The sequence below is a fragment of the Pseudomonas donghuensis genome (genome assembly GCF_000259195.1).
GTDB classification, from domain to species: domain Bacteria; phylum Pseudomonadota; class Gammaproteobacteria; order Pseudomonadales; family Pseudomonadaceae; genus Aquipseudomonas; species Aquipseudomonas donghuensis.
The window spans coordinates 1-21,752 of record NZ_AJJP01000204.1 but is presented as its reverse complement, the minus strand read 5'-3'; the positions used below and the strand labels follow the sequence as shown (position 1 = coordinate 21,752).

Below are 21,752 nucleotides of genomic sequence, written 5' to 3'. Positions count from 1 at the left end.
ACTCCAAGCGTGACTGAGGGTGGTGTGGTGACTTACACCGCTTCCGTCACCGCGCCGGTGACTGGTTCCGCGTTGGTGATCAACCTGGCAAACGGTCAGCAAATCACCATCCCTGTAGGTTCCAGCTCGGGCACCGTGGACTTCGTGGCACCGAACAACGTACACACCACCAACCCGGACCTGACCAACAGCATCACCAGCACCACCGGTGGCAACTACGAGAAGCTGGATACCGCTGGCAACCCAGTGACTACCGTCACCGACGGCCCAGGCACCGACGACACCACCGGCCTCAAGCTGACCGCGACTCCAACCGTCAATGAAGGCGGCTCGATCACTTACACCGCGACGCTGACCAATCCGGCCGGCACCGAGATGAAAGTGACCCTGAGCAACGGTGAAGTGATCACCATTGCCAAAGGCCAGACCGAAGGCAAGATCACCATCGATGCACCAAGCGACGACGTTTACATCGATGCAGGCCAGCTGAGCGTGACCGTCACTGGCACCACCGGCGGGGACTTCGAGAAGCTGGCTGTGGATAACACCCCAGCGATCACCGACGTCAAGGACACCATCGACACTTCGACGGTTACCCTGACCGCCAGCACCAACAGTGTTGTCGAAGGCGGCGTAGTGACTTACACCGCCAAGGTTTCCGCGCCGGTTACCGGTTCCGACCTGGTGATCAACCTGGCCAATGGTCAGCAAATCACCATCGTTGTCGGCCAGACCACTGGCACTGTGGATTACGTTGCACCGAACAACGTGCACACCACCAACCCGGACCTGACCAACAGCATCACCGGCACCAGCGGCGGCAACTACGAGAAACTGGTCAGCACCGGCAACACCACCGTCAGCGTCACCGACGGCCCGGGCACCAAGGACTCCACCAGCCTGACCCTGACCGCGACCCCGACCGTGGCCGAAGGCGGCTCGATCACTTACGTGGCCAAGCTGAGCAATCCGGCCGGTACCGAGATGAAGGTCACCCTGAGCAACGGTGAGACCATCACCATCGCCGCAGGCCAGACCGAAGGCAAGGTGACCATCGCCGCGCCTGGCGATGACGTGTACATCGATGCCGGTAACGTCAGCGCGAAAATCACTGGCAGCACCGGTGGTGACTTCGAAGAGCTGAAGATCGACGGTTCGTCTGCCGTGACCAGCGTCACCGATACCATCGACACCACCAACCTGACCCTGAGCGCTACGCCATCGGTCGCTGAAGGTGGCAACATCACCTACACCGCCACCTTGAGCAACAAGGCGCAGACCCCGGTCACCGTGACCCTGAGCAACGGTGCCAGCATCATCATCGACGCTGGCAAGACCACCGGTACGGTCAGCGTGCCTGCGCCAGCGGACGACGTGTACATCGATGCCGGCAGCGTCAACGCGACCATTACCGGCGCCACCGGTGGCAACTTCGAAGACCTGGCAATCAGCAAACAGCCAGCCGTCACCCAGGTGACCGACACCATCGACACCACCACCGTCAGCATCAGCGGCACCACCTCGGTGACCGAAGGTGATTCGGCCAACTACACCCTGACCCTGACCAACAAGGCGCAAACCGATGTGGTCATCAAGCTGACCTACAGCGGTACCGCCACCAATGGTGCGGACTACACCGGTGTGGCCACTGTGGTAATCAAGGCGGGCAGCAACGTTGGCACCTTCAGCGTGCCGATCATCCGCGACGGCATTGCCGAGAGCGCCGAGAACTTCACCGTGAAGATCGACTCGGCCACCGGCGGCAACTTCGAGAACCTGGTGGTCAGCGGCAGCGCTGGCAGTGTCACCACCACCATCGTCAGCAACGAGGCACCTGTTGCCGCTGGCGGTGCCGTGACCGGTACCGAAGATACCGACCTGGTGCTGAGCTGGGCCAACTTCGGCATCACCGATGCCGATACCCCTGCGGCTAACCTGGGTCTGACCATCACCAAACTGCCCGCCGATGGCGTGCTGCAGTACAAGGATGGCAACGTCTGGAAAACCCTGACCGACGCTGACGCCGGCAAGGTCTTCAGCAAGGCCGACATCGACGCTGGCAAGCTGAAATTCGTGCCGGATCACAACGAGTCGGGCATCGATGCCAACGGCGGCACCGGCGTCGGCAACAAAGAAGCCGACTACGCGCAGATCAAGTTCAAGCCGACTGACGGCCAGGGCCTGGGCAACGAGGCCACCATCAAGGTCGATATCACCCCGGTGGCCGACAAGCCTGACCTGAACATTGGCAGCAACAACGTCAACTCGATCGGCCTGGTCAAGGAAACCTGGAACAGCCTCAGCGGCCTGGGCACCAATGGCAACGGCATCACCGGCGACGCGCTGAAGACCGTGTTCGACAACTCGGGCAAGGCCAACAGCAGCTCGCTGGTGACCAACGCCCAGTCCGACGCCAGCGTCGTTGGCGGTTCCGGCTCGAAGACCTCCGGCCTGATCTACCTGGAAGCGGGCAAGACCTACAGCTTCAGCGGTGTCGGCGATGACAGCCTGCTGATCACCATCGGCGGCAAGAACGTGGCCCAGGCCACCTGGGGCGCTGGCGGTGCGATCAACGGTTCGTTCAAGCCGACCATCAGCGGCTACTACACCCTGGACATCTACCACGCCAACCAGAGCGGCCCTGGCAGCTATGACGTCAACCTGTCGGTCAACGGCAGCACCCCGGTCGACCTGAGCAACGCCAATATCCCGATGTACCCGGGCGTGAACGAGCTGACCAACGCCGGCGTCACCGTCGGCGAGTTGCACGGCGCCAATGGCGAAGGCTACTACCAGGGCTACAAGCTCAACGAAGGCGCCGAGAACGGCACCGTCAAGCTGGTCGGTATCTCCACCAACCTCACCGACACCGATGGTTCGGAAACCCTCAGCGTCAAGCTGGGCGGCATTCCGGCAGGCTCGGTACTGAGCGATGGCGCCGGCCACACCGTCACCGTCGGCAAGGACGCAGTCGATGTCACCGGCTGGAATCTCAACGGCTTGAGCATCAAGCCGCCGGCCTATTACCAGGGTCAGTTCGACGTGACCGTCACCTCGACGGCCACCGAGAAGGCCAACGGCAGCACTGACTTCAGCCAGGGCACGATCAAGGTCACCGTTTACCCGGATACCTACGTCACCACCAACCTCACGGCGGAGAGCGACAACCATACCCTGGGCACCAGCAACGACATCGTCGTCGCCGATGTCAACGGCCTGCACGTGGTACCGGGACAGGACTACAACCTGGCGTTCATCGTCGATACCTCCGGCAGTATGAAAGCCGCCGGTGTGGACGCTGCGCAGAAGTCCCTGCAGTCGGTGTTCGATACCCTGGCCAACAGTGTGAAGGGTGCACAGTCGGGTACCGTGAACATCCTGCTGGTGGACTTCTCCAGCCAGGTCAACAAGTCGGTTTCGGTCAACCTGTCCGATGCGGGCTCGCTGCAAGCGCTGAAGGATGCGCTCAAGGCCATGTATTCCGAGGGCGGTACCAACTACGAGGACGCCTTCAAGACGACGGCAAACTGGTTCCAGAACCTCAAAAATGCCGGCAACACCGGTAGCAACCAGACGTTCTTCATTACCGATGGCCAGCCGACTTTCCACCAGGCCAACGAGCAAGGCAACCCGCAGTTGGCCAGCTCCGGCTGGACCCTGGACAGCTTCCTCCAGTCGATCAACTACAAGCCAGGCGATACGCTGAACCGCTACCAGCTGGACAGCAATAACCGGGTCAGTATCGATGCCGACGGTAACCTCAATGCCCAGTACAAGTACTACGGCAACTGGTACACCTCGACCTCCGGCACCATCCGCGCTCAGGGCGATGGCACCTACGAGCTGTCCAGCCGTTCCGGTTGGGGCAATGGCACCAGCAACGACACCTGGAACAACTCGCTGGACAGCTTCAAGATCCTCAGCGGCCTCTCCAGCGTCGAAGCCATCGGCCTGAACAGTGGCGTTAACGTCAACGATCTCAAGCCGTTCGACAGCGACAGTAAACCGCAGACCAACATCGACCCAAGCCAACTGGCCGAAGCGATCCTTGGTCATACCGAGGCCACCAAGCCGGGCAACGACACGGTCAGCGGCGGCGATGGCCACGACATCCTGTTCGGCGACCTGGTCAGCTTCGACTCGATCGCCGGCAACGGTGTCGAAGCCATACAGGCCTACGTGGCCGGCAAGCTGGGGGTCAACCTGGGTGACGTCGATGGCCGCGTGCTGCATCAGTACATCACCGAGCACGTCAGCGAGTTCGATGTGTCGCGCAGCAACGATGGCGCCGACATCCTCATCGGTGGCGACGGCAATGACATTCTCTTCGGCCAGGGTGGCAACGACTACCTCGATGGCGGCAAGGGTAATGACATCCTCCTTGGCGGTACCGGCAACGACACCCTGCTGGGCGGTGAAGGCAACGACATCCTGATCGGCGGCAAGGGCGACGACATCATGACCGGCGGTAGCGGGGCCGACACCTTCGTGTGGAAGGCCGGCGACACCGGCAAGGACGTGATCAAGGACTTCAAGGCTGCCGAAGGCGACCGTCTGGACCTGAGCGACCTGCTCCAGGGCGAGAAGGCCAGCACCATCGACAACTACCTGAAGATCACCACGGTCAACGGCGAGTCGACCCTGCAGGTCAGCTCCGAAGGCAAGCTTAATGCCTCCGGCGGCCTGGCCAATGCCGATGTGACGATCAAGCTGGAAGGGGTTAATTGGGCCAATACCACGATCAACTCGCTGGTTACCGGTGCCGACCCGACCATCAAGATCGACCACTCCAACAGCTGATCCACGGCCTGCGCCAGCCCTCCCGGGGCTGGCGCGGCGCTTCGGACTTTGCCTGCACCGTATTCACAGCGCATACTCGCTCGCCGGGCTACACGCCCGACCAGCTTGGCCTATGCTGCTGACTGCGGATACGGACTGACATTCAGAGGGATACCCCATGTTCTACGTGCAACGCGATGCACAGGGCCAACTGGTCCGGGTAGAGGCCGCACCCTACGCCGAATACACGGAAATCCTCCCGGCCGACCATGCCGAGATCCAGGAGTGGTTCGCCGACGATGTGGTCGAGAACAGCCTCAAACAACTCAAACAGAGTGACCTGGACATGATCCGGGTGCTCGAGGATTTGATCGAAGTGCTGACCACCAAAGGCGTGATCAGCATTACCGACCTGCCGCCCGGCGCGCAGGCCAAATTGCTCAGCCGCTCCAATGCTCGCCAGGTGCTGGGCGGGTTGACCAACCTGATCGATGACAGTGAAGAAAACGGCGGCCTGATCTGAGCGCTGCAGGCCCGTTGCCGGCCTGCAGCCGCTTGCTTCAACGCCAGGGTGCCGGCTCGCCGATCAGTCGTCCCTGAACCCCTTGAATGCCCATCTCGCGCAATACCTTGAGCTCACCCTCGGTTTCGACCCGCTCGGCAATCAGCGGCAAGTCGATGCTGTGCGCTGCGCGCTGGATCGCTTCAATGAACAGGCGCTTGTGCCGTTCATGGTCGATGGCGCGGATGTAGCTGCCGTCGATTTTCAGGTACGCCAGGCCCAGGTGCGCCAGGTTGCCGATCATGCTGAAACGCCCGCCAAAACGCTGCAGGCTGAGGCTGAAGCCCAAGGCCCGCAGACGGCGGGTGAGCTGTTCGAGCACCGCTTGTTCAGGCAGTTGCTCTTCGCCGATCTCAAGGGTCAGGCGCGGGCCCAGCACAGCGTTCTGGCCAAGCAGCTCATAGACTCGCTGTAACGCCTTGGGGTCGGCCAGGGTCGCCGCCGACACGTTCAGGGCCAGCGCTTCATTGTGGTTGTGCATATGCTTGAGCACCTGTTCAAGCATCAGCACATCGAGCCGCGCCGACCAGCCAAAACGCTCCAGCCACGGCAGGAAGCGCCCGGCGGCAACGGCCTGGCCCTGGGCATCGAGCACCCGCGAGATCACTTTGTAATGCAGCACACGCTCCGGCGCATCGCAGGCCACCACCGGCTGGAAGAACAACTGGAAGCGACCCTGCTGCAACGCCTCATCAAGCAGCGTGTGCCAGGCATGGTGAGTATCGCCGGCTTGCGGCGCGGTGCCCTGCTCCAGGCACACCCAGCCCGGCTCCAGCTGGCTCTCGGCGCGGGCCAGGGCTTCGTCGGCAAGCTTGAGCAAGGCCTGCGGGTCATCGCCCGGACTGTAAGGGGCCATGCCGATGCAAGCGACCGGGGTCACATCGCTGGCGCCGGTGTCGGCCAGGCTCTGCAAGGTCACTTCCAGGGCCTGGGCCAACTGGGTCGCCTCTTCATGCACCAACCCCGGCGCCAGCACGGCGAACTCGCCGCCGCGGCTGCGGGTGATCAGGTTGTTGGTTTCCGGGTAGTTGGCGCAGGTACGTTGCAACTGCTGGCCGACTGCTTGCAGCAACTGGTCGGTGCGCTGACCACCCAGACGCTGGTTGAGCCCGGCCAGGTCCTTGACCCGCAGCAACAGCAGGTAACCCGGGCGCGCTTCTTCGAGGTTGCTGACCAAGGCGTTGAGCTGCATTTCGAAATAGCGGCGGTTGGCAAGGCCGGTGAGGCTGTCCTGGTACGACTCGACCCGCAGCTTCTCGCTGCGTTCGGCCTGCTCCTGGAACAGCGCCTTGAGCTTCTCGACCATCTGGTTCATGGCCTGTACTACCCGGCGCAACTCCGGGGTGCGTGGCAGGTCTGGCAGGCTGAGGAACTCACGCCGGGCAATGGCGTGGGACTGCGCCACCATGTAATCCAGCGGCTTGAGCTGGCGACGCAGCAACAATGCACCAAGCACCGCACTCAACGCGCCGCACAGCAGCAGCCAGCCGAGGCTGCCCAGTGCACTCTGCCAGAGCTTGGCCAGGGCGAACATCGGATGGCTGACCACCTCGACCCGTGCCGCCTGTTGCCAGCCGCGGCTGACGATGGCATCGCCACCGGCCGCCTCCAGGCCGATCAGGCGGATGAACCAGGCCGGCACACCATTGGCATCAGGCTCGGCATGGCGTTCCACCAGCAGGGCGTTGGAGCCCGTGTCGATGACCTTGATGCTCGAATAGTAACCACTGTCGAAGATCGAGCTGACCATCAGCTCGACCATTGCCGGGTCATCAATATTCGGTGTCAGCGACAACGCCAGGGCCGTAGCGGCATCCTGGGCGTGAGAGCGCAACTGGTTGACGTACTGGCTGCGCGAACTCTCCAGGCTGACCATGAAGCTGCCGCTGAAGGCGACCACCAGGAACAGGCAGATGGCAAGCAGCAATTGTTTGAACAGTGACATCTGTGCTCCTTCAGTAAGCCGGCTCGGCGGGGAAGCCTTCGGCCTGCATCTTCTTCAATAGATCCTGCCAACGCGACAAACGTTTGGTGTCGCCGACTTTCTTGTTGCCACCCGCCCCGGTCAGCCACAGGCCCTCACCGTTGAACGAATACACCGGCAACAGGTCCGGCCGCTGGCTGGCGGGCTTGATCGCATCGATCAGGCTGTCGAGCACCAGCGGCATGGCCTCCGGGCTTGAATAATAGGTCAGGACCATGTGCGCACGGTTCTGGCGCAGGGCCTTGACGTAGGTAATGCGCAGTTTTTCGGCAGGAACCCCGAGCCGGCGCAGGCTGAAATACTTGGCGATAGCGTAGTCTTCACAGTCACCAGCGCCCTTGATCAACGATTGCACCGGCGTTGCCCAGTAGTCCACCTCACGCCACAGGTCGATGTCTTCGACATAGCGCAACTGCTGGTTGAAGAACTGGTTGACCACCTTCAGGCGCTCAGCTTCGCTGCCTTGCTTCTGGGTTGCCAACAGGTTCTGCCAGGCATCGATGCGGCCCTGACCAGGCCCCAATGGCCCGTACAACGACTGAGCGCGGCGGCTGATCTGGGAAAAGTCCCAGTCCGCCTGCAGGCCGCCCAGCAACAGGCAGCCGAGCACCACGGCCAGGCCAAGCCGGCGCAGGGTCAATTGAACAGCCCAACGTATCGCCAATGCGAATAATCCGCGCAGACTTGTGAGAAAACACCGATGGTGCGGCCTCACCCCGAAAAAAACAATGGCACCATACAATCACCCTGCCATCAACCTGTTGATCATGAGCAACCCCTTGTCAGGCGCGGGCTACAACCCTGCTTCCCTTGAGCAAAAACTTCCTTCACGATAGCAAGCATGGCGCCGGTGAGCGTGGTTTCGCATTGTTGATGCGCGGCCTCATCGATGCGGTTTGACAAGTAAATCTCTCCTAACTAGGGTTATTGGATCCAATGACCCCCTTCGACTTCAGGCAAAGACAGCGTGGGCGGAAAAACCAAACTCCTGAGCGAAATCCTGGGTGGCGAGCAAGTTCCGCCACACTTGGCTCGTACTGTGATCGAAGAACGGCTGCGCAGTGCCATCCTTGATGGTCGCCTGGAGCCCGGTCTGGCCTTGCGCCAACAGGAACTGGCCACTTTGTTTGGCGTCAGCCGCATGCCCGTGCGCGAAGCCCTGCGCCAGCTGGAGGCACAATCGCTGCTGCAGGTGGTGGCGCACAAGGGTGCGGTGGTCGCGCCGCTGATCGGCGAGGATGCCGTAGATACCTATGCCTTGCGGGTCATTCTGGAATCCGAAGCGTTGCGTCAGTCGATTCCGTTGCTCGATGCCGACGACATTGCCCTGGCGCGCAGCTATATCGCCCAACTGGAAAACGAAACCCGGCATGCCGAAATCGGGCGCCTGAACCGCTTGTTCCACATGAGCCTGTATAGCAAGGCGAGCAATCAGAAACTCTTGCGACTGATTGAAAACGAACTCAATGAAGAAGAACGCTTTCTGCGTTTCCACTTATCCTCGATGGGCCTGGGCAAGTTGACCCAGGACGATCACATCGGGTTGGTGGACGCCGCTAATGACAAGTCGGTTGAAGAAGCCGTCAGGATTCTCGAACGCCACCTGAACAACGGGGCGAAAACGATCAAGGCCTACCTGAGCCGACAATCGACAGAGTAAAACCACGGCCACTGCCGGCGACCCCGGCCAATGGCCGCAATTGCGCTCGGGGCATACCTTGAGCGAAAGGACAGGCCGTGCACGCCCCTACTCTTCAGCGCAGAACCGTACCAGGCTCTGCCCAGCCGCCCCAGGTTCGCCTGATCTGCCTTGCCTGCAGCGAGGACCACCTGAACCAATACCGTGCCTGGGCAGCGGAGCTTAACGAACATATCGAACTGGTGACCGTCAACGTCCTGGCCTACGGCGATCTGACAACCTCGCTGCCCCTGCAAAACAAGTGCGCCCTGGTCGCATCATTGGTCGAACGCTTACAGGTCTACCTGCGCACCCCCCATGCCCTGTTCGGCCAGGGGCCAGGCGCCCAGCTCGCCTTTGCCCTGGCCAATCACGCCGCGCAACTGCACCCAGGGCAGACGCGTCATCTGTTTGTCTCCACATGCGACAGCCCCCATGCGACGACGGCCGGTGAATCGGCAGCAGCGCTCAACGTGCCCGTCACTGCGCTGTATCCGTCAGGTTATCTGGCGCGGATGCTGGGCTGGCATGATTTCAGCAGCCGCGAAATCGAGCTGATCGAACTACCTGAAGAGCAAGGCAACGACCCTATGCTCAATCAGCGCCTGCTCCAGATCATCAACACCCATCTGGGCCTGCTAAGCCTGTAAACCCAGGCGCACGGCCATCCGGCGAGGGGCTCTGGCCCCTGAATTCTCTCCTCCTGTTGCAGCCAGCCATGGCGGCCCCTGCATTTTCGGCACACTCTTACCCGCGCAGCGACCGCTGATCGCCGTCAGGCGGGCCAGGTCGCGTGCCTATTGCACACCTGCAGAAGGAGCCTGGCGCCGGGCAAGGACCGATATCGATCAGCTGCCCCCAAGAGTCAACCTCGTCCGACTTACATTATTTAGTGCTCCGAGTGAGGCATTCACTCACGCAGTTTTATTCTGACACTTAGTTGCCGGAAGGAGCACTTACATAAAAATAAAACTTTAATCCAAAGTTTTAATTACTTGCTTCACACCCGAAAACCATCAACTAAAAATATAATTAACAAAATGATTGCCGAACACTTAAAAGTTGTTCTAACTTTTTATCGGCACGGGCCAACCTGAGCAAAAACACCCGTAAGCCTGTGAACAGGATGCTTACAGCATCGATACGCCTGCCATCGCGCTTTTATCGAATGATTCAGTCGAGGCCCCTGCTCGGCCCTCGAAAACTTCGACACTGGCGCTAAGGCAAATGAACCGAACGTCAGCCACTGACAAGGAAACGCCATGAGCACTTTGACTTCGCACCTTATCGCCCGCAAAGCCGAACTTGCCGCGCATCCCATCTTTGCCGAAATAGATTCATTACCGGTATTGCAACGGTTCATGGAAACCCATGTATTTGCAGTCTGGGATTTCATGTCGCTGACCAAACGCCTGCAACAGGAGCTGACCTGTATCCAGTTGCCCTGGTTGCCGCCACTTGATCCGAACGCCGCGCGTCTGATCAACGAGATCGTCCTCGGTGAGGAGTCCGACGATCGCGTGGGCCAGGGGCACTACAGCCATTTCGAGCTGTACCTGGACGCCATGCGTGAAGTCGGCGCCAGCACCTCGGCGATCGAACGCTTCATCAACCTGCAACGAGAAGGCGTCGGCTATGCCAGCGCCCTGCAACGCGCCGGTGCCAGCGAGGCGGCCCGGCAGTTTGTCTGCCACACCCTGGAGACCGCCCTGGGCGCGCCTGCCCATAGCGTCGCTGCGGCCTTCCTGCATGGGCGTGAGAGTGTGATTCCATGCATGTTCCAGCGCATCCTGGATGACTGGGGCATCACCGGCGAACAGGCGCCGACGCTGCGCTACTACCTGCAACGGCACATCGAAGTCGACGCCGAAGATCACGGCCCGGCCGCCGAGGCTCTGCTCGCCCGGCTGGTGAAAGGCGACCCGGGACAGGAGCGCCAGGCCCTGGAAGCTGCCATTGCCGCCGTCGACAGCCGCATTGCCCTGTGGGACCACCTGCGCCTGTCGATGCGCGAGCCCGTCGCGGAGGTCAGCGCATGAATGCCCTCGACTACCACTCCTGCGCCGAGGCCTGGGAGAGCCGCGCGACCATCCGCACCCGGCCGCGACGCCAGGTCGAGGACGATCAGCGGCTGATTTACCCGCTCAGCCGCCAGCCGCTGGTGCTCAGTGAGACCTTTATGCGCGAGTGCCCGCAGCAGCGCGATTTCGCCCTGACCCAGAGCCTGTACAAGTTCATCAACGACGTGGTGATTTTCGAGACCGAGATCGTCGACCGCACGGCGCGGCGGATCGCCAAGGACCGCTTCGCCATTCGCTTTCCGTTCGCCTGTCGCTATGACGCCATGACCGTGGTGGTGGATGAGGACTACCACGCCCTGGTGGCCATGGACTTCATGCAACAAACCATCGCCCTGACCGGGGTTGAACCGATGGCCCTGCCCGAGGAAATCGAGCTGAGCCGGGCGATCCCGGCAGCCCTGGCGCTGGCGCCGGCGCACCTGCGCGACGCCCTTGAGCTGATCTGCGTGGGCATCGCCGAGAACACCCTGACCGACGATGTCGCCGCCTTTGCCCGGGATGACACGGTCAAGCCATCGGTGCAGGGCTTGATGGCCGATCACCTGCTCGACGAAGGCCGCCATTCGAGCTTCTGGGCACGGCTGGTGCGCATCTACTGGCACAGCGCCCCCGACGCGGACCGGCACTGCATCGCTGAAATCCTGCCGGTGTTTCTCGCGCAGTACCTGACCAACGACATCCAGAAGCGCTTCGACTTTGCCCTGATCGCCCAGTTGCCGATCAACGAGACCGCGCGAGCGGCGCTGCGCCAGGAAGTGACGTCCATGGCCTACCCGATCGATCACCAGCATCCGCTGCTGGGCAACATCCTGCGCCTGTTCCGCGCCAGTTCCATGCTCGACTCGCCCTGTGTGCAAGACGCTCTGGCGCACTACCTGCCCAAGCCAAGGAGATAACCATGAGACGCCTGGAAATCCTGCTGATCGGCGCAAGCCCGGCGCTGCAGCTGCTGCATCGGGAACTGTACGAGCACGGTCACGCGCTGCACCTGGCCGACAGCGCCGAAGCCTTGCTGGCACGCCCCTGGCGCCAGCCACAGTTGCTGATCGATGACGGCAGCCTGGCGCTGCGAGCCTGTGACTGGCAGGCGTTGGGCGACTGTGCCCTGCTGAGCTTGCGTCTGGGGGTCTATGTGCAAACCCCTGACGCCCTGCCCACACTCGAGCTGCTGTGCTGGACCGGCAGCGCCACCGCGCAACGCCTGATCGAGCGCCAGCGTCTGGCGCCCGAACGTTCAGGTAACGGTCAGCACTTGCGCTTGCACGCCATCGACAGCCTGCGGGACATGCTCGCGCTGCTCGTCAGCCGCTTCTCGCGAAACCCTGAATACTTGCAGCAGGCCGCCGCCATCAGCCCTGGGCAACAGGATCAGGAACAGGGCCTCGACTGGCTGGAGCAGATGGCCTGTTTCCACCGTTTCAACCAGACCGGTAACCCCACATTACTCGCCGCGGCCGACGTCCCGCTGATCGAGCGCCTGGAGCAGAGCCTGTGCCTTCATGCCGACAAAACGGCACTGAACCTCAACGGCCAGCGCATCAACTACGCACAGTTGCATGCCCAGGCGGCAGCTATCCAGCAACGTATGGGTGTTTCATCGACCAGCACCGAACCACCCGTGATCGGCGTTTGCCTGGGCAAGTGCGCCGCGCTCTACGCCAGCGTGCTCGCGGTATTCGGTTGTGGAGCGGTGTACTTGCCGCTGGACCCGGCGCAACCGGCCGAGCGCCTGCGCTACATTCTGGAGAATGCCGGCGCCAGCCTGCTGCTACATGACGGTCAGCTGCCAGTGGATGACCTGTCACTGCCGACCCTGGACCTGCGCCAGCTGCCCACACCGCCGGCGCAGCCGCTGCCATCACTGTTGCGCCAGCGACCCGCGCCGGACGCCCCCTGCGTGGCGATCTACACCTCGGGCACCACCGGCCAGCCCAAGGGCGTGCTGCTCAGCCAGCGCAACCTCAGCCACTTCCAGGCCTGGTACAGCGCCCATGTGCAGCTGGATCAGCACAGCCGCGCACTGCAGTTCTCGACCATCGGCTTCGATGCCTCGTTGCTGGATATCCTGCCCACCTGGGTTTGCGGCGGCGAGCTGGTGGTACCCACTGAAGATCAACGCCGCGACCCGGCGCGCCTGCTGGCTCTGCTCCACGCCCAGCAGGTGACCCACGCCTTCCTGCCGCCGGCGCTGCTGAGCATCCTGCCACGCGACCAGCCGCTAGGGCTGAGCCACCTGATTACCGGCGGCGATGTCTGTGAGCCGGAGGTGATCGCACGCCTGGCCGGGCAGTGCCATCTGCACAACATCTACGGCCCGACCGAAACCACCGTGCTGGCGACGACCCGGGTATTCCAGGCTGACGACAACAACCGCAACCTCGGCCGCCCGATCGCCAACACCCAGGTGTTGATCCTCGACGACGAGCTGCAGCCGGTCGCCGAAGACAGCCCCGGTGAGTTGTACATAGCAGGCCCGGGCGTTGGCCTGGGCTATCTGAACAATCCGGCCCTGAGCGATGAGCGCTTCCTCAACCTGCCGCGTGCCGATGGCAGCACGATCCGCGTGTACCGCAGCGGCGATATCGGCAAATGGACAGCCGACGGCATCGAGCTCTGTGGCCGCCGCGACAACCAGGTGAAGATCCGCGGCTTTCGCGTCGAACCAGAGGAGATCGAGCACTGCCTGCGCAGCAGCGGGCTGTTCCACCAGGTGGCGGTGGTCATCGATGGCCAGCGGCGGATCCTGGCGTTCTGCGCGCAAGCCACTGGCGACAATGGCGAAGCCGCCCTGCGCCGGCATGCCGAGCAACGACTGCCCGACTACATGCGCCCAGGCGTCTATCAGCAACTGGCACAGATGCCCTACACCGCCAACGGCAAGATCGATCGCCAGGCGCTGCTGGCGATGCCTCCGGCCCTGGCGCCGCGCGACCAGCACTTGGGTCCGGTTACGCCTGTCGAGACGCAGCTGGTTGAGGTGTGGAGCGAACTGCTGGAACTGCCCGAGGAGGACATCTCCACCGACGCCAGCTTCTTTAGCCTCGGCGGCCACTCGATCCTGCTATCGCGTTTGTTGCTGGCGGTTCGCGAGCAGTTCGCTTGCGCCATTGCGATCAATCAGTTTATCGAGATGCCTACCGTGCAGCGCCTGGCAATGCTGGTCAGCGGCGAGCATCCGCAGGCTCACGGCCTCGATCCGCAGGCCGAACGCGATGCCTGTCGCGAACTGCATCTGAACGTGCTGCCAATGGCGCAATTGGGCGATGTGCACAAGGTAGTCGTCACCGGCGCCAACAGTTTTCTTGGCGTGCACCTGATCGAAGCGCTGCTTGCATGGGGCGCCAGCGAAGTAGCCTGCCTGGTGCGCTCCAGCGCCAGTCAGTCAGCGCCGCAACGTTTCGCCGCAGCGCTGGTGGACAACGGCTTGCACGGCCTTGATATGAGCCGGGTGAAAGTCTTCGCCGCCGACCTGCGCCAGCCGCGACTGGGCCTGAGCGACAGCGACTACGACTATCTGGACAGCGAGTACGGTGCGCTGCTGCACAACGCAGCGCAGGTCAACCATGTGCTGGATTACCGCACCCTGGCCGCCGACAACGTCGAGCCACTGTTCGAGTGCCTGCGCTTGTGCGAAGGCCGGCGCAAGAAAGTCTTCAATTTCATCTCGACCCTGTCGGCCTGCAGCGCCATCGACACCAATGGCCAAGTGCTGGAGCGGGACCCGGCGGCGACACCGCCGCTCTACCTGCGTAATGGCTACAACCTGAGCAAATGGGTGGGCGAGCGCATCCTCCAGCGTGCCCGCGCCCAAGGGGTGTGGGTCAACCTGTTTCGCCCCGGCAACATCACCTTCGACAGCCGTAACGGCATCTGCCAACCCCAGCGCAACCGGCTGATGCTGATGCTCAAGGGCTCGTTGCAACTCGGTCAGGTGCCGGCCCTGGAGCTCAACTTCGACCTGATGCCGGTGGATTTTCTCGCCCGCTTCATCGCCTTCCACAGCAGCCGTTACCAGCCCGAGCAGGCGGTATTCAACCTGCACAACCCCGAGCCACTGAGCTGGAGCGACTACGTCTCGGTGTTCCGTGACAGCGGCACGCCATTCGAGCTGGTCAGCATCGAGCAGTGGCAACGGCAGTTGCAGCGAGTCGATCGCGACAACGCGCTGTTCGATGTTCTGGGTTTCTACCTGGATGGCTTCGAGGAAGACATCGGCGACATCTCGCGGATCGAGCATGGCAATGCCCGCGCCGGTGTCGAGCGCATGGGCGCGCGCTACCCGCAGAAAACCCCGCAGTTGCTGCAACGCGGCTGCCAGTACCTGCACGACATTGCCTTCATCTGACCGCCTTCAACCCACGCAGGAGATCCACCCATGCAAACCCTTCAACCCGACACCCTGATCCACAACCCTGCTGGCTGCCGAGTGGTGGCCAGTGTCGAGATCGCCAGCGATGCCGCCAGTGTCTGGAACATCGTCGGCAATTTCGCCGGCTTCCCGGTGTTCATCCCGGCCCTGGCGCACATCGAGATGACCGGCAACGGCGTGCGTTCGGTGCGCAAGAAGCTGTTCAAGGACGGCAACGTGGTCATCGAACAGCTCAATACCCGTGACGAGCAGGCCATGAGCATGACCTGGAGCCTGATCTACACCAGCCTGAACATCGGCAACCTGTGGGCGGCGATGCAGGTCGAGGCGCTGGGCGAGCGCCAGGCGCGAGCGACCTGGACCATTCAGGCCGAGCCGTGGCAAGGCGGCAGCGAGGCGCTGCCAGGCTTTCAGACGTTTTTGCAGGGGTTTGCCGATGAGGCGATGAACAATGTGAGGAATTTGTTGAGTTAAGCCTGATCGCGGGGCAAGCCCGCTCCTACAAGAGCGAGCTTGCCCTGATCAACAGTTGCAAAATAATCCAAGGATGCCAACAATGAGACTAATTATCATTTATGACCCCTTCAGCAGCGCACCTTCATGCCCTCTCGAGAGTCCGTGCACACGCTTTACAGCCACCACCACGGCTGGCTGAACACTTGGCTGCGCAGCAAGCTGGGCAATGCCGCCGATGCCGCGGATCTGGCCCAGGACACTTTCGTGCGCCTGCTGCAGCGGCGCGAACAGCTGGAGCTGAACGCCCCCCGGGCGTTCCTGCGGACCATCGCCCGCGGCCTGGTGATCGACCATTGGCGGCGTGAAGAGCTGCACCGCGCCTACCTCGAAGCCTTGGCGCACTTGCCCGAGGGCGAAGTGCCTTCGCTGGAAACCCGCGAACTGCTGCTGGAGCTGCTCGAGCGCATCGCGCAGATGCTTGACGGCCTCAAGCCGAAAGTGCGCCGCGCCTTTTTGCTGGCGCAGTGCGAAGGCCTGAGCCACAAGGACATTGCCGAGCAGATGGGCGTGTCCTTGCGCTCGGTAGAGCGCTATGTGGCCGATGCCCTGTATCACTGCTACCTGCTGCGCTACGAGAGCGAGGCATAAGCCGGCATGACACCCCTCAACCCCGGCCCGCGGGTGGTCAAGCAGGCTATCCACTGGATGCTCAAGCTGCGTGAGAACGGCCACAACGCTCATCTGCAGCAACAATGCGAACGGTGGCGTACAGCCCATCAGGACCATGAGTTGGCCTGGCAGCGGGTGCAATCCCTGCATCAGGAGCTCAACCTGCGCGCCATCCCAGGTGCCAGCGTGGCCTTGCAGACCCTGGAGAACAGCAGCCAGCGCCTGCAGCGGCGCCAGGCCCTGAAACTGCTCAGCGGCGTGCTGGTGCTCGGCTCGGCAGCCTGGCTGGGCAAGGACCTGGACGTTATCAGCCCGCTGACCGCAGATTTTGCCAGCGCCACCGGTCAGCGGCGCAGCTTGCGCCTGCCGGATGGCTCGTTGCTGCAACTGAACACCAACAGCGCCGCCGACCTCGCCTTCGAGGCCGATCAGCGCCTGATTCGCCTCAAGCGTGGCGAGTTGATGCTGACCTGCGCCAAGGATTCGACCGCCCCGGGTCGTCCGTTGCTGGTACGCACCCGCGAAGCCTTGCTGCAAGGCTTCGACGGCCGCTTCGTGGTGCGCCAGGACAGCGACTGCACCCGCATCAGCGTCAGCCAGGGCAGCGTCGCCATCCACTCGCCAGGCCCTCTGCAATGGGTTCACGCCGGCCAGAGTTATCGCCTCGATGCCCGGGGCGCAACCCTCCTGCACAATCAGGACATGGATACCGGCGCCTGGGCCGAAGGGCTGATCGTCACCCGCGACATGCGCCTGGGCGATTTCCTCGCCGAAGTCGGGCGCTATCGCCACGGTTATCTGAGCTGCGCCGATGACATTGCCGACTTGCGCCTGTCCGGGGTGTTCCGCCTGGAGGACACCGACAAACTGCTGCAACTGCTGCCGCAGACGCTGCCGGTGAAGGTCAGCTATCGCACGCGCTGGTGGGTACGCCTGGAACGGCTGGCCTGAATTGATTTTTTTGGCGGGTTTTACCCACGAGTCCGGCTAGGACAGTAAGCGACTCCTTCTGCCCTTACCGACTCAACGGATGCTCTCCATGCGTAATGCTTCGCCCCTGTTGCGGCTCAACAAGAAGAATGATTTTCAACCTGTCTTAGATTCTGCTCCAGGCAGCGTGCTGGGCAAGGCCATCCGTGCCACGCTGCTTGGCACCGCCCTGGGTATGACTGCGCTACCGGCCGTGGCGCTGGGCGCGCAAGCGAGCAGTGTCAGCCAGCAGTACAACATCCCCGCCGGCTCCCTGGATGACGTGCTCAACCAGTTCGCCCGCCAGGCCCGGATCACCTTGTCGAGCACCCCGCAATTGACCCAGGGCCTGCAGTCGCCAGGGCTGCAAGGCAGTTACGCCACCGACCAGGCGCTGCGCCAGTTGCTCAACGGCTCAGGCCTGGAAGCCGTCAGCCAGGATGGCGGCAGCTATGTGCTGCGGGCGCAGCCACAGGACGCAGCGCTGTCGTTGCCAAGCACCGAAGTACGCGAGTTCGCCCTGGGTAACGCCCTGGGCAGCATGGAAGGCTACAACGCCACCCACAGCCAGGTCGCGACCAAGACCAGTGCGCCGATCCTGGAAACCTCGCAGTCGGTGTCGGTGGTGACCCGTCAGCAAATGGACGACCAGGGCTCGCAGACCGTGGCCCAGGCCATGCGCTACACCCCGGGCGTGCTGACCAACCCCTACGGCGCGACCCATCGCTACGACTACGTGGCCATGCGCGGCTTCAACGACGGCTCTGTGGATAACATCTACCTGGACGGTCTGAAGTCCATGGGTGACAGTGGCACCTACAGCACCATGCAGGTCGATCCGTACTTCCTCGAGCGGGTGGATATCCTCAAGGGGCCGTCTTCGGTGCTCTATGGCCGCAGCTCGCCCGGCGGCCTGGTCGCCCTGACCAGCAAGAAGCCGCTGTACGAGGCCTATCATCAAGTCCAGGCCACCGTCGGCACCCGGGGCCAGCGTGGCGTCGGTTTCGACTTCAGCGGCCCGCTGGATGACGACCAGCGCATCGCCTATCGCCTGGTGGGCCTGGCCGATCAGTCCGACACCCAGTTCGACCACAACGAAGAAAAGCGCTTCGCCCTGGCGCCAACCGTCAGCATCAACTTCAGCGAAGATACTTCGCTGACCCTGCAGGCCTACCTGCAGCATGACCCCGACGGCGGTTATCACGGCGGCGTGCCGGCCGATGGTGCGCTGCACCAGCGCAATGGCCAGCGCATCTCCGATCACTTCTTCGAAGGCGAGCCGGGCATCGACCGCTACGAGCGTGACCAGCAGTCGTTCGGCTACCAATTCGAGCATCGCTTCAACGACGTGTTCAGCGCGCGGCAGAACTTCCGCTACCTGGATTCGACGGTGAAGATGGACCAGGTGTATGCCTGGGGCTGGACCACGCCGACCAGCAATGAGCTGAACCGCTACTACACCGGCGGCGATGAAAAACTGCATTCGTACATCATCGACAACATGCTCCAGGCCGAATACTTCACCGGCAGCGCCAAGCACACCACACTGCTGGGCTTGGACTACCAGCGACGCAAGACCGTGGTCGACTGGCGCAGTGGCGCCCTGGCACCGATCAATGCCTTCGACCCACAGTACGGCAACTCGCAAATCACCTACTTCGCCCCCACCAGCTACCTGCGTCGCCTGCAACAGACCGGCGTGTACCTGCAGGATCTGATTGAGCTCGACCAGTGGCGTTTCTCGCTGGGCCTGCGCCAGGACTGGGTGAAGACGTCGGATGAGAACCGCATCGCCGAAGCCAGCCGCCCGCTGGGCACCAAAATCAGTGACGAGCGCACCAAGCTGACCGGTCGCGCCGGCGTGCTGTACCTGTTCGAGAACGGCATTGCGCCGTACATCAGCTATTCCGAGTCGTTCAACCCCAACTCCTACGCCGACCAGTCGGGTAACCCGCTGGCGCCGACCGAGGGTACTCAGTGGGAGGCCGGTATCAAGTACCAACCGCCGGGCACCGACAACCTGTTCACCGCCTCGCTGTTCCGCATCGAGCAGGAGAACCTTGCCTCCAAGTTGCCGCAGGAAGAGTTCTACCGCCCTGTAGGCCAGGTCCGCTCCCAAGGCCTGGAGCTGGAGGCGCACCTGCAAGTCACCGACAACCTGAAAATCCTCGGCAGCTATACCTTCACCGATATCGAGTACTCCAAGTCGATGCCGAGCACGCTGTTTGGCAGCGACCTCGACAACAAGGGCAACTCGCCGACCCAGGCACCGCGGCACATGGCCTCGCTGTGGGCTGACTACAACGTCCGCCAGGGCGCCCTCGACGGCCTGCGCCTGGGCAGTGGTGTGCGCTATGTCGGCTACAGCTGGGTGGATGCCGAGAACACCATGAAGGTGCCCTCCTACACCCTGTTCGATGCTTCGGTTGGTTACGACCTGGGCAAGGTCGGGCTCAAGGGGCTGGATGTGCGGCTCAATGCCAACAACCTCACCAATGAAAGCTACATCGCCTCCTGTGCCAGCCTGAGTTACTGCTACATGGGCGAAGAACGCAATGTCAGTGCCACGGTCAGCTACCAGTTCTGACCTCACCTGTATGAACGCCAAAGCCAGCACCTGATTCCAGGCGCTGGCTTTGTTGCATCTGGCGACTTACTCCGGACCTTTACTCATGCGTCAGCTCTACGTACTGCTACACCGCTACCTCGGCCTGATCACCGCATTGTTTCTAGCCCTGGCCGGCCTCACCGGCAGCGTCCTGGCCTTTCATCACGAACTGGACGAATGGCTCAACCCTTCCTTCTACGAAGCCCCCGCCGTGGGTGAACGGCAGCAACCGGGGGTGCTTGTGGATAAGTTGCAGGCCGAGCACCCGCGGCTGCAGGTCTGGTACATGGAGTACCCGAACGAGCCTGGGCATGCAGCGCTGCTGGCGATGGTGCCACGCAACGATCCTGCCAGCGGCGAACCCTATGCCGAGAAGAACACCGTGTTCTATCTCGACCCGGTCAGCGGCCTGACGCTGGGCCAGCGCTATTGGGGTGAATGCTGTTTCTCCCGGGAGAACTTCATGCCGTTCATGCTCGAGTTGCACTACAGCCTGACCCTGCCCGGTAACTGGGGGATCCTGCTGATGGGGGTGGTGGCGATCATGTGGGTGATCGACTGCCTTATCGCCGTGCTGCTGACTTTGCCTCGTGGGCGGCCGTTCTGGGGCAAGTGGTCGAAAGCCTGGAAGATCAAGGGCGGTCATGCCTATCGGCTGAACATGGATATCCACAGGGCAGGCGGTTTGTGGTTGTGGCTACTGCTGCTACCGGTTGCGCTCAGCAGCGTGGCGATGAACCTGCCGGCCCAGGTGTTCAAACCGGCGGTGTCACTGTTTTCACCGGTCGAGCCAAGCGTCTACGAAGCCCGTGGCGGCTTACCCAAGGAACAACTGGGGGTGACCCAGCTCAGCTATCAACAGGCCTACCAGCGGGCGCAGCAGGAAGGCCAGCGGCTGGGGCTAACGGCACCGATCGGTGAGCTGTACTACAGCTTCGAGTACAACTTCTATGGTGCAGGGTTTGGCCAGCACGATACCGATGCCCAGGGTAAGTCCTGGTTGTTCTTCCACGGCACTGACGGGCATTTGCTGGGCAAGGAGATTGCCGGGCAAGGCACCTTGGGGGAACGCTTTTACCGCTTGCAGCTACCCATACACGGCGGGCGCATCATCGGTATGACCGGCCAGGTGTTGATTGCAGTGTTGGGGGTGATGATTGCAGTGCTGTCGCTGACCGGGGTGTATATCTGGTGGCGCAAGTTGCAGGCGCGGCGCAGTGGCAAGGTGCGAAGAGCTGGGTAAGTCAGCGGCTGTTCTGGGGCTGCTATGCAGCCCATCGCTGGCAAGGCCAGCTCCCACAAAGGGTGACAGATCCCAGAAAGACAAAACCCCTGTCTGCAGGGCAGACAGGGGTCTCGGAATGAATCTTGACGATGACCTACTCTCACATGGGGAAACCCCACACTACCATCGGCGATGCATCGTTTCACTGCTGAGTTCGGGATGGGATCAGGTGGTTCCAATGCTCTATGGTCGTCAAGAAATTCTGTGTGCCGGTCCGTCTGTTGCGACGTGCCAGCGAATTCTTGATGCTTCTACTCTAAAGACAAAACCCCTACCTGCGTATGCAGATAGGGGTTTCGGAATTTAATCTTG

14 protein-coding genes and 1 rRNA gene are annotated in these 21,752 nt (G+C 62.2%); 12 read left to right on the top strand and 3 right to left on the bottom strand.

Annotated elements, in window-relative coordinates; genetic code table 11:
• Both UW3_RS30050 and UW3_RS0101810 read left to right on the top strand, forming a co-directional pair.
• The coding region (locus tag UW3_RS30050; protein WP_010220451.1) for an immunoglobulin-like domain-containing protein at nt 1–4,800 on the top strand (4,800 nt) is incomplete at its 5' end.
• 157 nt (nt 4,801–4,957) lie between these two features.
• Nucleotides 4,958–5,302, top strand: coding sequence for a hypothetical protein (locus tag UW3_RS0101810; RefSeq protein WP_010220450.1), 345 nt, complete (start codon nt 4,958–4,960; stop codon nt 5,300–5,302).
• A gap of 37 nt (nt 5,303–5,339) precedes the next feature.
• Here the strand turns inward: UW3_RS0101810 and lapD are convergent, their stop codons facing one another.
• The gene (lapD, locus tag UW3_RS0101805) at nt 5,340–7,286 is read right to left on the bottom strand and encodes a cyclic di-GMP receptor LapD (protein WP_010220449.1); all 1,947 of its coding nucleotides are present in this window, start codon (nt 7,284–7,286) and stop codon (nt 5,340–5,342) included.
• A gap of 10 nt (nt 7,287–7,296) precedes the next feature.
• Nucleotides 7,297–7,989 carry a cysteine protease LapG gene (lapG, locus tag UW3_RS0101800; RefSeq protein WP_010220448.1) on the bottom strand — a complete coding sequence of 231 codons (693 nt, stop codon included), beginning with the start codon at nt 7,987–7,989 and terminating at the stop codon, nt 7,297–7,299.
• A gap of 303 nt (nt 7,990–8,292) precedes the next feature.
• Between lapG and UW3_RS0101795 the strand changes: the two genes are divergently transcribed.
• The 10 genes from UW3_RS0101795 (at nt 8,293) to UW3_RS0101750 (ending at nt 21,398) form a co-directional block, all read left to right on the top strand.
• On the top strand, nt 8,293–8,985 hold the full coding sequence (locus UW3_RS0101795) for a GntR family transcriptional regulator (RefSeq protein WP_010220447.1): 693 nt from the start codon (nt 8,293–8,295) through the stop codon (nt 8,983–8,985).
• A 77-nt stretch (nt 8,986–9,062) separates the two neighbouring features.
• The gene (locus UW3_RS0101790) at nt 9,063–9,653 is read left to right on the top strand and encodes a thioesterase domain-containing protein (RefSeq protein ID WP_010220446.1); all 591 of its coding nucleotides are present in this window, start codon (nt 9,063–9,065) and stop codon (nt 9,651–9,653) included.
• A 612-nt stretch (nt 9,654–10,265) separates the two neighbouring features.
• A complete protein-coding gene (locus UW3_RS0101785; protein WP_010220444.1) occupies nt 10,266–11,042 on the top strand; it encodes a DUF3050 domain-containing protein in 777 nt (258 codons plus the stop codon).
• Complete coding sequence (locus UW3_RS0101780; RefSeq protein ID WP_010220442.1) at nt 11,039–11,980, top strand: diiron oxygenase; 942 nt, start codon at nt 11,039–11,041, stop codon at nt 11,978–11,980. The genes UW3_RS0101785 and UW3_RS0101780 overlap by 4 nt, the downstream gene beginning before the upstream one ends.
• 2 nt (nt 11,981–11,982) lie before the next feature.
• Entirely contained in the window at nt 11,983–15,429 is a 3,447-nt protein-coding gene (locus tag UW3_RS0101775) for a non-ribosomal peptide synthetase (RefSeq protein ID WP_010220441.1), read from the top strand.
• A 30-nt stretch (nt 15,430–15,459) separates the two neighbouring features.
• The gene (locus UW3_RS0101770) at nt 15,460–15,927 is read left to right on the top strand and encodes an SRPBCC family protein (protein ID WP_010220439.1); all 468 of its coding nucleotides are present in this window, start codon (nt 15,460–15,462) and stop codon (nt 15,925–15,927) included.
• Between the two features lie 126 nt (nt 15,928–16,053).
• Nucleotides 16,054–16,557 (top strand): sigma-70 family RNA polymerase sigma factor, encoded by a 504-nt coding sequence (locus tag UW3_RS0101765; protein ID WP_026001151.1) that lies wholly within the window; start codon nt 16,054–16,056, stop codon nt 16,555–16,557.
• A 6-nt stretch (nt 16,558–16,563) separates the two neighbouring features.
• Complete coding sequence (locus tag UW3_RS0101760) at nt 16,564–17,529, top strand: FecR domain-containing protein (RefSeq protein WP_010220437.1); 966 nt, start codon at nt 16,564–16,566, stop codon at nt 17,527–17,529.
• An 88-nt stretch (nt 17,530–17,617) separates the two neighbouring features.
• Nucleotides 17,618–20,134 (top strand): TonB-dependent siderophore receptor, encoded by a 2,517-nt coding sequence (locus tag UW3_RS0101755; RefSeq protein ID WP_010220435.1) that lies wholly within the window; start codon nt 17,618–17,620, stop codon nt 20,132–20,134.
• An 85-nt stretch (nt 20,135–20,219) separates the two neighbouring features.
• Nucleotides 20,220–21,398 (top strand): PepSY-associated TM helix domain-containing protein, encoded by a 1,179-nt coding sequence (locus tag UW3_RS0101750; protein WP_010220433.1) that lies wholly within the window; start codon nt 20,220–20,222, stop codon nt 21,396–21,398.
• Nucleotides 21,399–21,521: 123 nt separating this feature from the next.
• On the opposite strand, the gene rrf is transcribed toward UW3_RS0101750, so the two are convergent.
• Nucleotides 21,522–21,637, bottom strand: a 5S ribosomal RNA gene (rrf, locus tag UW3_RS0101745).
• Nucleotides 21,638–21,752: the final 115 nt, after the last annotated feature.

Coding starts and splice junctions, on each gene's coding strand:
- UW3_RS0101760 (WP_010220437.1), top strand. CDS start 16,564: ATGACACCCCTCAACCCCGGCCCGCGGGTGGTCAAGCAGGCTATCCAC.
- UW3_RS0101765 (WP_026001151.1), top strand. CDS start 16,054: ATGCCCTCTCGAGAGTCCGTGCACACGCTTTACAGCCACCACCACGGC.
- UW3_RS0101785 (WP_010220444.1), top strand. CDS start 10,266: ATGAGCACTTTGACTTCGCACCTTATCGCCCGCAAAGCCGAACTTGCC.
- UW3_RS0101810 (WP_010220450.1), top strand. CDS start 4,958: ATGTTCTACGTGCAACGCGATGCACAGGGCCAACTGGTCCGGGTAGAG.
- UW3_RS0101750 (WP_010220433.1), top strand. CDS start 20,220: ATGCGTCAGCTCTACGTACTGCTACACCGCTACCTCGGCCTGATCACC.
- UW3_RS0101755 (WP_010220435.1), top strand. CDS start 17,618: ATGCGTAATGCTTCGCCCCTGTTGCGGCTCAACAAGAAGAATGATTTT.
- UW3_RS0101780 (WP_010220442.1), top strand. CDS start 11,039: ATGAATGCCCTCGACTACCACTCCTGCGCCGAGGCCTGGGAGAGCCGC.
- UW3_RS0101770 (WP_010220439.1), top strand. CDS start 15,460: ATGCAAACCCTTCAACCCGACACCCTGATCCACAACCCTGCTGGCTGC.
- UW3_RS0101775 (WP_010220441.1), top strand. CDS start 11,983: ATGAGACGCCTGGAAATCCTGCTGATCGGCGCAAGCCCGGCGCTGCAG.
- lapD (WP_010220449.1), bottom strand. CDS start 7,286: ATGTCACTGTTCAAACAATTGCTGCTTGCCATCTGCCTGTTCCTGGTG.